Below are 11,099 nucleotides of genomic sequence, written 5' to 3' on the forward strand. Positions count from 1 at the left end.
TGGGGCATGCTCCTGACCCCCCACAGCCGGGCCACCACCCCCACCCGGCGGCGCCGGACCGCCGCCGCGCTGCTCACGTCGGCCGTCTCCGTCTGCCTCGTCGCCGCGAGCACCCCCGCCGTACCGCTCGGCGTCGGCGACCGGCTCTTCCCACACCTCGGCAACCCCGGCTACGACGTGGCGTCGTACGACCTCTCCTTCATCTACCCGGGCGGCAACAGCGAGCCGCTGCGGGCCGTCACGACCATCGACGCCTGGACCACCGCCGACCTGGACCGCGTCAACCTGGACTTCGCCCACGGCACGGTCGAGTCGGTCGAGGTCGACGGCGACCCCGCTCAGTTCCACACCGCCGGCGAGGATCTGGTGATCACACCCGAGGACTCGGTGTCGGACGGCAACTGGATGCGCATCACCGTGCGGCACACCAGCGACCCCGTGCCCGCCGAGGGGCGTGAGGGTGGCTGGGTGCGTACCACGGACGGCCTCGCCATGGCCAACCAGGCCGATGCAGCGCACCTGGTGTTCCCCTGCAACGACCACCCCTCCGACAAGGCGATGTTCACCATCCGGGTGACCGCGCCGGACGAGGACACGGTCGTCGCCAACGGCCTGCCCGCCGGCGTGGAGAAGTCGGGCGGGACGACGACCTGGACCTACCGCACCCAGCACCCCATGGCCACCGAACTCACCCAGGTCTCCATCGGCCGCTCCACGGTGCTGCACCGCACCGGCCCGCACGGCCTGCCCGTACGGGACGTCGTCCCGACCGAGTACCGCAAGGCGCTCGAACCCTGGCTGGAGAAGACCCCCGCACAGATCACCTGGATGGAGAACAAGGTCGGCCGCTACCCCTTCGAGACGTACGGCCTGCTCATGGCCGACGCCACCACCGGCTTCGAACTGGAGACCCAGACGCTCTCGCTCTTCGAGCGCGAGCTCTTCACCGAGCCGGTTTACCCGCCGTGGTACGTCGAGTCGATCATGGTCCATGAGCTGGCCCACCAGTGGTTCGGCAACAGCGTCAGCCCCCGCACCTGGTCGGACCTGTGGCTCAACGAGGGACACGCCACCTGGTACGAGGCGCTGTACGCCGAGGAACAAGCGGACAAGCCGATGCGGGACCGGATGAAGGCCGCCTACGGCGCCTCCGACCGCTGGCGCGCCGCCGGCGGACCACCCGCGGCCCCCAAGGCCCCCGACGCCGGCCGCAAGACCAGCATCTTCCGGCCCAACGTCTACGACGGCGCGGCGCTCGTCCTGTACGCCCTGCGCCAGGAGATCGGCCGCCCGGCCTTCGAACGCTTGGAACGCGCCTGGGTCGAGCGGTACCGGGACGACACGGCCACGACGGCGGACTTCGTGCGACTGGCCAGCGAGATCGCCGGACGCGACCTGGACGGTTTCTTCCAGGGCTGGCTGTACGGCGAGAAGACCCCGCCGATGCCCGGGCACCCGGACTGGAAGCCGCAGGCACCCGCGAAGATCTCGCAGACGCAGGCACCCGCGACGTTCTCGCAGACGCAGGCACCCGCGAAGATCTCGCAGACGCAGGCTCCGGTCAGGCCGCAGGCGTCCGTGAGGCAGGCCCGGCCGGCGAAGGCGGCGGCCCGATAACACGGTGACGAGACGCCCCGTGCCGTGCGACCATCTTCGGGTCGGCGCGGCACGAAGCGCCGGGAATCTCCCGGACCGCCCGTGCGTTGCAGACAATGAACGGTTTCCCACCAACGTAAGGATCCAATGACCTCCTCTTCTTCCTTTTCCCAGGACTCCAAGCGCTTCGCGCACAGCCACCCCGAGGGTCTTCGGGCCGATGCCCTGATGGAAGAGGACGTCGCCTGGAGCCACGAGATCGACGGAGAGCGGGACGGCGACCAGTTCGACCGCTCCGACCGCGCGGCCCTGCGCCGTGTGGCGGGCCTCTCCACCGAGCTCGAGGACGTCACCGAGGTCGAGTACCGCCAGCTCCGCCTGGAGCGGGTCGTCCTCGTCGGCGTCTGGACCTCGGGAACCGTGCAGGACGCGGAGAACTCCCTCGCGGAGCTCGCCGCCCTCGCCGAGACGGCCGGCGCGCTGGTGCTCGACGGCGTCACCCAGCGCCGCGACAAGCCCGACGCGGCCACGTACATCGGCTCCGGCAAGGCCGAGGAGCTGCGCGACATCGTCATCGAGACGGGCGCGGACACCGTCATCTGCGACGGTGAGCTCAGCCCGGGCCAGCTGATCCACCTCGAGGACGTCGTCAAGGTCAAGGTCATCGACCGGACGGCCCTGATCCTGGACATCTTCGCCCAGCACGCCAAGTCCCGAGAGGGCAAGGCGCAGGTCGCCCTCGCGCAGATGCAGTACATGCTGCCGCGACTGCGCGGCTGGGGTCAGTCGCTGTCCCGGCAGATGGGCGGCGGCAAGGGCGGCGGCCTCGCCACCCGTGGTCCCGGTGAGACCAAGATCGAGACGGACCGGCGCCGGATCCGCGAGAAGATGGCGAAGATGCGCCGGGAGATCGCGGAGATGAAGACCGGCCGCGAGATCAAGCGCCAGGAGCGCAAGCGCCACAAGGTGCCGTCCGTGGCCATCGCGGGCTACACCAACGCCGGCAAGTCCTCGCTGCTCAACCGCCTCACGGGCGCAGGCGTGCTGGTCGAGAACGCCCTGTTCGCGACCCTCGACCCGACCGTGCGCCGGGCCGAGACGCCGAGCGGACGGCTGTACACGCTGGCCGACACGGTCGGCTTTGTACGCCACCTGCCCCACCACCTGGTCGAGGCGTTCCGCTCCACGATGGAGGAGGTCGGCGAGTCCGACCTGATCCTGCACGTGGTCGACGGTTCGCACCCGTTCCCGGAGGAGCAGCTGGCCGCCGTGCGCGAGGTGGTCCGGGACGTCGGCGCCACCGACGTACCCGAGATCGTCGTGATCAACAAGGCGGACGCGGCCGACCCGCTGACGCTCCAGCGGCTGCTGCGCGTCGAGAAGCGGTCCATCGCGGTCTCGGCCCGCACCGGCCAGGGCATCGAGGAGCTGCTCGCGCTCATCGACAACGAGCTGCCGCGCCCCTCGGTCGAGATCGAGGCGCTCGTGCCGTACACGCACGGCAAGCTGGTCGCCCGTGCGCACGACGAGGGCGAGGTGATCTCCGAGGAGCACACCGCGGAGGGCACCCTGCTCAAGGTGCGGGTGCACGAGGAGCTGGCGGCGGAGCTCACGCCGTACGCTCCGGCGCCGGCGCTCTGAGTCCGGCTGAGCGCGCGTCTCGCTTGAGTAGGCGGGGCGCTTGAGTACGCGTGGCGCCTGAGCGTGCGCCTTGCTCGGGCCCGCGTTTCGCTCGAACGCGGGAAGGCCCGCCCCCATCGCCGGGGGTGGGCCTTCTCCATGCGCGGGTCGTGCGGGTCACTGACCGCCGTAGGTCTTGCTCATGTTCTGGTAGAGCGCCTCGGCGTCACGGCCGAACTGCGGCCCTGCCAGCCAGGAGTTGTCGGCCGGACCGATCGAGGTGTTGGACACCAGCACCGACTTGCCGTTCAGAACCCGGAACCAGCCGCCGCCGGAGGAACCACCGGTCATGTCGCAACCGATGCGGTACATCGTCGGCAGTGAGGGGCTGAGCGAGAACCGGCCGGGGACGTCGATGCACTTGAACATCTTCTCGCCGTTGTACGGCGGTGCCGCCGGGTAGCCCCAGGCGCCCATCTTGGCGGCCCCGGCCGCGGACGGAGCGGAGAAGTCCACGTCCAGCGCGGCGCCGACCGTCTCCTCCAGCGACTTGGCACCCTGCTCGGGCTTGACGTGCAGCACGGCGTAGTCGTACGCGGCGCCGTCACCGCCGCTTTCGGAACCGCCCTGGATCCACTGGTCGGAGGTGGAGGCCCAGTTCGCCCACCAGTTGCCGTACGGGGCGATCTCCGTGGGGTTCGCGTTGGTCAGCTGCGCCTCGGACTTGCCGAGGTCGTTGTAGGCCGGGACGAACACGATGTTGCGGTACCAGCCGCCGTCGCCCCCGGCGTGCACGCAGTGGCCCGCCGTCCACACCAGGTTGGACTTGCCCGGGTGGTTGACGTCCTTGACGACCGTGCCGGAGCAGACGGCCGGGCCGTCGGGGGAGTCGAAGAAGACCTTGCCGACCGGCGCCGCGTTGCGGTGATACGGCGTCTTCTCGGCCTGCGCCCGGACGGGCGCGGGGTCCGGGTCGCTGACGCCCTGGCCCGCCGACGCGTCCTTCGTCGTGACCCTCTTGTCCGCCTCGTCTGCGGACTGCATCCGCTCCGGCTTCCAGAGGCCCTCGATCACCGGGTTGACGAAGTCCTTGGCGTCACTGAGCCACTTGTCCTTGTCCCAGTCCTTCCAGCCGCCGTTCTTCCACTTGTCGACGTCGATCCCGTGCTCCTTGAGCCTGTCCGCGAGATCGGCCGGGATCCGGACCTTGCCGCCACCGTCCGCGGCGGCCTGCGAGCCGGTGGCGTCGGGCTTGTCGCTCGCCGCATCCCCCGAGCCGCCACAGGCGGTCGCGGTGAGCGCCAGGGCGGCGACGATACCGGCGGCGGTGAGGACGGTGCGCCGTCCGCGCCCGGGTGCGGGCGTACGTGTGGAACGCATGGTGCGATGACCCCCGTTGGTGCGAATGAATGTGGTGCTGGTGAGAGTGGCGACGGTGCTGGTGCCGCGTGTGCAGGGCACAGGCGGGGAGCTGTCGGCTTCGCGCGACACCCCACTGTGCCGGGGAGTTGAGGGCGTACCGGGGTGGGGCGGTGAAGGTTCGCGAGAGCTCCCGGGGCGGCTGTCATGAGTCCGAGGCTCCGGCGCACCGGGGGCACCCGGGGGCGCCCCGGAGGAGCGGGTGCGCCGCCGGGGAATCCTTCGCCCCCCGGCGGCGAGGCTCAGCCGGCCGTCACCGGCCGGCGAACTTCTTGCTGACCGAGTCGTACACGCCCTTGGCCACCCCGCCCAGGCGCGGTCCGGCCAGCCACCCCGACGTCACCGGCCCGATCGAGGTGTTGGACACCAGCGCCGGCTTGCCGTCCGAGCCGGTCGCGACCCAGCCGCCACCGGACGAACCACCGGTCATGGTGCAACCGATGCGGTACATGGTCGGATCCGACGCGTTGACCGACAGCCGCCCGGGCCGGTCCTCGCACCGGTACAGCTTCTGCCCGTCGTAGGGCTTCGCGGCCGGGTAGCCGATCGCCGTGACACTCTTCACCTGCGGCACCGCGGGCGCCTTGAACTCGACCGGCAGCGCCGAACCGACCATTTCCTCCAGCGACTTGCCGCCGCTGCCCTTCTCCGGCGTGACGTGGATGACCGCGAAGTCGTACGGTGCGCCGTCACCACCCGTGGAACCGCCCTGCTCGATCCACTGGTCCGAGGTCTGCGCCCAGTCGCCCCACCAGACTCCATAGGGAGCGACATCCTCGCGGGTGGCGTTCTCCAGCTCCGCCACCGGCTTGCCGTCGTCGTTGTACGACGGCACGAACGCGATGTTGCGGTACCAGCCGCCCTTCTTGCCCGCGTGCACGCAGTGGCCCGCCGTCCACACCAGGTTGGACTTGCCCGGGTGCGCCGGGTCCTTCACCACCGTCGCCGAGCAGACCGCCGAGCCCTCGGGAGAGTCGAAGAACACCTTCCCGGACGTGGGGACGTTGGCGTGGTACGACGGCGGCACGGCCTGCGCCTGGACGGGATCGGGCGTCGCGTCGGTCACGCCTTGGTCCTCGGCGATCTCGCCCTCGTCGACGCCCTGGTCGGTTTCCTCGGCCTCCCGCATGCGGTCCGGGTTCCAGAGCCCCTCGATGATCGGGTTGATGTACTCGTTCGCCTCGCGCAGCCAGTCGTCCCGGTCCCAGTTCTTCCAGGCACCGTTCTTCCACTTGTCGATGTCGATCCCGTGCTCGCGCAGCCGGTCCCTGATGTCGTCCGGGATCTTGAACTTGCCGTCATCGGTGCCGGAGCCGGAGGCCGTGGCGGACGCGGAGGCCTCCCCGTCCGCCGTCGCGCCGCCCGACTCGCAAGCGGTGGCGGTCAGGGCCAGCGCCGAGACGAGGGCCACGGCAGCCAGGACGGGGGAGTTCCTGCGGCGCCTCCCCCCTCCGGCGGCTTGGGACGACGGTCGTCGTATGGGTCGCATGATCTGACTCTCCCCCTGGAACGGAACGAACGTGGACGGACCGCCTGTTTTCGCCCCGACTCCCGCTGCTCTGCGGGAAGTTCGGGGTGACTTCGCGGTGTCCGGGAACGGCATCACACACTATGCGGTGGCTGTGGGGGCGATCCGACGGATCCGCAACAGTTCCGTCACGGAAAGGATCTTGAGGCAACCCGTAACCCGGTGAGTGATCCGGGGTTGGTAGCGGTGGGGGGCCTGCTGTCCGTGCGCGGTCCTCTGTGCCCGTGCCCGGTGGGAGGTCAGGAAAGTCGTGGCGGAAACCACCCATGGGGGTCGTGCGTCGGAGGAGGCCGCTGTGGGGCGTACACAGGCGACACCCCTCCCCGGCGGAGCTCCGGAAGACGCCACCCGTACCCGGCGCCCTGCGCACGAGGGAATCCTGCGCCGCCACGCCGCACGCGAACCCGCCGCCCGGACCTACGCCCGTGCCCTGCCGATCGTTCCGGTGCGGGCCCGGGGACTCACCATCGAGGGCGCGGACGGCCGCCGCTACCTGGACTGCCTCTCCGGGGCCGGCACTCTGGCCCTAGGCCACAACCATCCGGTCGTCCTGGAGTCCCTCCGCAAGGTCCTCGACTCCGGGGCACCGTTGAGCACCCTCGACCTGGCGACACCCGTCAAGGACGCCTTCCTCACCGAACTGTTCCGTACGCTGCCGCCGGGCCTCGCCGAACGGGCCCACGTACGGTTCTGCGGCCCGACCGGCATCGACGCCGTCGAGACGGCCTACGCCCTGGTCCGCGCGGCGACCGGCCGGAACGGTCTCCTGGCCTTCACCGGAGCCGACCGTGCGGGAACCGCCGGCGCACTCGACGACACCCCCGCGCACGCCCACGACGCGCGGATCCCCTGCCTGCCCTGTCCACCGGACGACCACCTCGCCTTCGACGCCGGGGGCGAGGACGGAGCCGCCTTCGCCGCCCGCCGGCCGGAGTCCTTCCTCGACGACGTCGGGGAGGGGGCGCCCCTGCCCGCCGGTGTGATCGTCGAGCCTGTCCAGAGCGAGGGCAGAGTCGTCCCCGCTCCGGACGCGTGGCTGCGCCGCCTGCGACAGCTCACCGCCGACCGGTCCATCCCGCTGATCGCCGACGAGACCCGGACCGGCGTGGGCCGGACCGGCGCCTTCTGGGCGGTCGAGCACAGCGGCGTCACCCCCGACGTGATGGTCCTCTCCCACGCCATCGGCGGCAGCCTGCCCCTGGCCGTCGTGGTGTACCGCGACGACCTCGACACCGGGCACCCCGGCGCCCCCGCCGAAACCTTCCCCGGCAACCAGCTCGCCATGGCCGCCGGTACAGCGACCCTCGCCCATGTCCGCGAGAACGCCCTCGCCGAGCGTGCAGCCACGCTCGGGGCGCGCATGCTGGATCAACTCCGGCCCCTCGTATCCGAGTACGCCTGCGTGGGGGAGGTGCGGGGGAGAGGGCTGATGATCGGGGTCGAGTTGGTGGATCCGTGGGGCGCCGACCCGCAGGGGAAAAGGGCCCAGGCCGCTGCCCCAGGCGCTGCGGAGAGCGCCGTGGCGGAGCCCGTGATGCCGGGCAGCGGGCCGCACGGACACAGACCGCTCCCCGCCGCCCCCGAACTCGCGGCCGCCGTCCAGCGGGAGTGCCTGCGACGCGGCCTCATCGTCGGACTCGCCGGCGGGGCCGCGAGCGTCGTACAGCTGCTGCCACCCCTGACCATCACCGACGAACAAGCGGCCGCCGTACTGGACCGCTTGGCCGATGCGGTCCGGGCGGCAGCCCGGTGCCGTGGGGGTGGCACGGCAGCCGCACCGTGAACGCCGTGCACGGAGACGGCGGGCGTCGCGGTCCGCGTCATGCCTGCGCGTCATGGTGCCACTGCCGACGGTCCCCGTCCGGCATGAGCCCCGCAACGCGCGGCACGCCCCGTACGCCGCCGCCATGAGCCCCGAGCGTCAGAAGCCCCGCAGGCCCGCACGCCCGCAGCCCGCCTGCCCCGGGGCCTGTAGACCCGCCCGCTGCGGGACCTCGCGTCCCGCTTGTCGCGCCGAGTGAAGCTGCTCGGCACGCCTCCTTCGCCCGCACGATCCGGAACCACCTCACGAGGTACCTGCCGTGAATGCCACCCCGCACCCCGACGACCAAGCCCCGGGCCTCGCCCCGACCTCAGCTTCGGCGTCTGCTTCGGCTCAAGAACGACGCTCCGCCGAGGACAGGCCGACGGCGACATCGCCGGACCGGAGGGTTCCTCACCAACGGCCGGCGGCTGACCCCGCCCAGGGGTCGAGCGAGAGCCATGCCGCTGATCCACTGGAGCATCCCGACCCGCACACCGACGCCCAGGCCGCCGCCGTGGAGAACCTGCTCCGCTGCTGGGCACGCGAGACCGATCACCCGGCCCCGGCGGACGGCGTCCTGCGCATCCCCCTCCCCGCCAGTGGCACGGCCGTCCTCGCCCCGGTGCGCTACTGGTCTCCAACAGGCTGGCATCGCTTCGGCCCTCCTCGTCTCGCCGATGCTCCCGACACCAGCCCACCGGCCGATGCCGTCACGATCGCCGCCCTGCTCACCAGGGAGACATCCACAGGGGCCTCTGGCCTCCAGACCTCCCCTGTCAGCAACTCCCTTTCGATCGAGGGCGTCGCGCTCGTCGCCGGGGTCGCCGACTCCCTCCGACGCGTCGCCACCTTCATCACCGACCGCCGGGAACACCCCGCCGACGGCCCCGACCTCTTCCTGTCCGCGGAACAGGCACTCCTCCTCGGACACCCCCTGCACCCCACCCCGAAGAGTCGCGAAGGTCTCACGGAGTCCGAAGCCCTCCTCTACTCACCCGAGTTGCGCGGCGTCTTCCCCTTGCACTGGATGGCTGTCGCCCCCTCCCTCCTGGCCACCGACTCCTCCTGGACCGAACGCGGCCGACCCGTCCCCGCCAACAGACTCACCGCTCGACTTGCCGGGACCGTGACGAAGCTGCCGGAGGGGTACGACCTCCTGCCCCTGCACCCCTGGCAGGCACACGAGGTCCAGCGCCGGCCGCAGACTGCCGCCCTGTTGGACACCGGACTGCTCCAAGACCTCGGCGCCCACGGCCCCGACTGGCACCCCACCTCCTCCCTCCGAACCGTCTACCGGGCCCACGCCCCCGCGATGCTCAAGCTCTCGCTGGGCCTGCGCATCACCAACTCCCGCCGGGAGAACCTCCGCAAGGAACTCCACCGCGGCGTCGAGGTCCACCGCCTGCTCCGTAGCGGCCTGGGGCAGGAGTGGCGCTCCGAGCACCCGGGATTCGACATCGTCCGGGACCCGGCCTGGCTCGCCGTGGACACCCCCGATGGCACTCCCGTGCCCGGGCTGGACGTGGTGATCCGCCACAACCCGTTCGGCCCCACCGACGATGTGTCCTGCGTCGCCGGGTTCCTCTCGCCGCGCCCATGCCCCTCGACCCCGCTGGAGGGGACTCCGGAACACTCCGACAAGCACGGCCCTGGTCTGCGGTCCCGACTGGCCGAAGTGGTCACGCGTCTGGCCCGGCGCACCGGCCGGCCTCGCGGAGCCGTCGCCGCCGAGTGGTTCCTGCGCTACCTCGGGCACGTGGTGCGTCCCGTCCTCTGGCTGGACGCTGAGGCGGGCGTCGCGCTGGAAGCGCACCAGCAGAACACCCTGCTCCTGCTGGACGCCGACGGCTGGCCCAGCGGCGGCCGCTACCGGGACAACCAGGGCTACTACTTCCGCGCGTCCCGGCGCCAGGACCTCGACGCCCGGCTGCCCGGCATCGGAGAGCGGAGCGACACCTTCGTCTGCGACCGGGTGACCGACGAGCGGTTCGTGTACTACCTGGTGATCAACAACGTGCTCGGTCTGATCGGCGCGTTCGGCTCCCAGGGGCTCGCCGACGAGCGGCTGCTGCTCGCCGCCTTCCGACGCTTCCTGCACACTCTCGCCTCCGGCCCGGCCCGGCTGCGCACCTCGCTGCCCTCCCTGTTGCTCGACTCGCCCGTCCTGCGGTGCAAGGCCAACCTGCTGACCCGGCTGCACGGGCTCGATGAACTCGTCGGCCCGGTCGACACCCAGTCCGTCTACGTCACCATCGCCAACCCCCTGCATTCCTGACCACCGCAACCCACCCCGACCACCGCTGACCCACCCCCTGCATCTCTGAGGACTCGCCACCCCCTTCCCGAGAGGAGCGTCCGGTGTCTCCCGCCGACCCGATCGCCGAGCCGGGTGTCGCCGTCACCGACCCCGCCGGCACCGCCTCCGCCTCCCACGCCGCCAATGGGGGCGACTCCGCTTCCGATGCCGGTGCCTGTACCCCTGGCGCGGCCGACGCCGGTCACTTCGCCGGGGAGGACCTTCTCGACGACCTTGCCGCATGGGGTCCGGCAGACACGCCCGCAGGCCGGTTCCACCTCGTCCCGGCGTGCATCGAACGCGACCTTCCGCTGATCAGCCGCTGGATGAACGACCCCGCCGCCGCGACGTTCTGGGAGCTCTCAGGTCCGCAGGGCGTGACGGAAGACCACCTGACGACCCAGCTCGCCGGCGACGGGCGCAGCGTGCCGTGCATGGGCGTACTGGACGGGGTGCCGATGAGCTACTGGGAGATCTACCGGGCCGATCTCGACCCGTTGGCCCGGCACTACGCCGCCCGCCCTCACGACACGGGTATCCATCTCCTGGTCGGCGGAGTTGCCGAACGAGGGCGCGGCCTGGGAGGTCTGCTGCTCCGGGCCGTGGCCGACCTCGTACTCACACGGCGGCCCACCTGCGCACGTGTCATCGCGGAACCCGACATCCGCAACACCCCCTCCATCGCCGCTTTCCTGACCGCCGGCTTCCGGTTCTCCACCGAGGTCGACCTGCCCGCCAAGCGAGCCGCTCTCATGGTCCGAGAGCGATCACTCCGCCATGTGTTGTAGCGCTGTGTCATTGCGCCGTCACTCATCGAACGCGGCTCGTGCCGCGAC

At 71.3% G+C, this 11,099-nt stretch carries 7 protein-coding genes; 5 read left to right on the forward strand and 2 right to left on the reverse strand.

Features of this window, described 5'->3' with window-relative positions; all coding sequences use genetic code 11:
• Nucleotides 1–6: 6 nt before the first annotated feature.
• Nucleotides 7–1,617 (forward strand): M1 family aminopeptidase, encoded by a 1,611-nt coding sequence (locus tag ACFZDI_RS35250; RefSeq protein WP_391256511.1) that lies wholly within the window; start codon nt 7–9, stop codon nt 1,615–1,617.
• Nucleotides 1,618–1,743: 126 nt separating this feature from the next.
• Entirely contained in the window at nt 1,744–3,237 is a 1,494-nt protein-coding gene (hflX, locus tag ACFZDI_RS35255; RefSeq protein WP_234846350.1) for a GTPase HflX, read from the forward strand.
• A 156-nt stretch (nt 3,238–3,393) separates the two neighbouring features.
• Here hflX and ACFZDI_RS35260 read toward each other — a convergent pair whose 3' ends face one another.
• Together ACFZDI_RS35260 and ACFZDI_RS35265 are read right to left on the reverse strand one after the other, a co-directional pair.
• The gene (locus ACFZDI_RS35260; protein ID WP_391256514.1) at nt 3,394–4,596 is read right to left on the reverse strand and encodes a trypsin-like serine peptidase; all 1,203 of its coding nucleotides are present in this window, start codon (nt 4,594–4,596) and stop codon (nt 3,394–3,396) included.
• Between the two features lie 292 nt (nt 4,597–4,888).
• Complete coding sequence (locus ACFZDI_RS35265) at nt 4,889–6,124, reverse strand: trypsin-like serine peptidase (RefSeq protein ID WP_391256518.1); 1,236 nt, start codon at nt 6,122–6,124, stop codon at nt 4,889–4,891.
• A 334-nt stretch (nt 6,125–6,458) separates the two neighbouring features.
• On the opposite strand from ACFZDI_RS35265, the gene ACFZDI_RS35270 reads away from it, so the two are divergent.
• The 3 genes from ACFZDI_RS35270 (at nt 6,459) to ACFZDI_RS35280 (ending at nt 11,051) form a co-directional block, all read left to right on the forward strand.
• A complete protein-coding gene (locus ACFZDI_RS35270) occupies nt 6,459–7,946 on the forward strand; it encodes an aminotransferase class III-fold pyridoxal phosphate-dependent enzyme (protein ID WP_391256521.1) in 1,488 nt (495 codons plus the stop codon).
• Nucleotides 7,947–8,244: 298 nt separating this feature from the next.
• Nucleotides 8,245–10,242: an IucA/IucC family protein gene (locus ACFZDI_RS35275; RefSeq protein WP_391256523.1), complete on the forward strand. Its 1,998-nt coding sequence runs from the start codon at nt 8,245–8,247 to the stop codon at nt 10,240–10,242.
• 83 nt (nt 10,243–10,325) lie between these two features.
• A complete protein-coding gene (locus ACFZDI_RS35280; protein WP_391256526.1) occupies nt 10,326–11,051 on the forward strand; it encodes a GNAT family N-acetyltransferase in 726 nt (241 codons plus the stop codon).
• Nucleotides 11,052–11,099: the final 48 nt, after the last annotated feature.

It is taken from the genome of Streptomyces sp. NPDC007907 (assembly GCF_042959365.1).
Taxonomy (GTDB): Bacteria; Actinomycetota; Actinomycetes; order Streptomycetales; family Streptomycetaceae; genus Streptomyces; species Streptomyces indiaensis.

Bases quoted from the DNA above. Each gene is read 5' to 3' on its own strand.
- ACFZDI_RS35250 (WP_391256511.1), top strand. From the start codon at position 7: ATGCTCCTGACCCCCCACAGCCGGGCCACCACCCCCACCCGGCGGCGC.
- hflX (WP_234846350.1), top strand. From the start codon at position 1,744: ATGACCTCCTCTTCTTCCTTTTCCCAGGACTCCAAGCGCTTCGCGCAC.
- ACFZDI_RS35260 (WP_391256514.1), bottom strand. From the start codon at position 4,596: ATGCGTTCCACACGTACGCCCGCACCCGGGCGCGGACGGCGCACCGTC.
- ACFZDI_RS35265 (WP_391256518.1), bottom strand. From the start codon at position 6,124: ATGCGACCCATACGACGACCGTCGTCCCAAGCCGCCGGAGGGGGGAGG.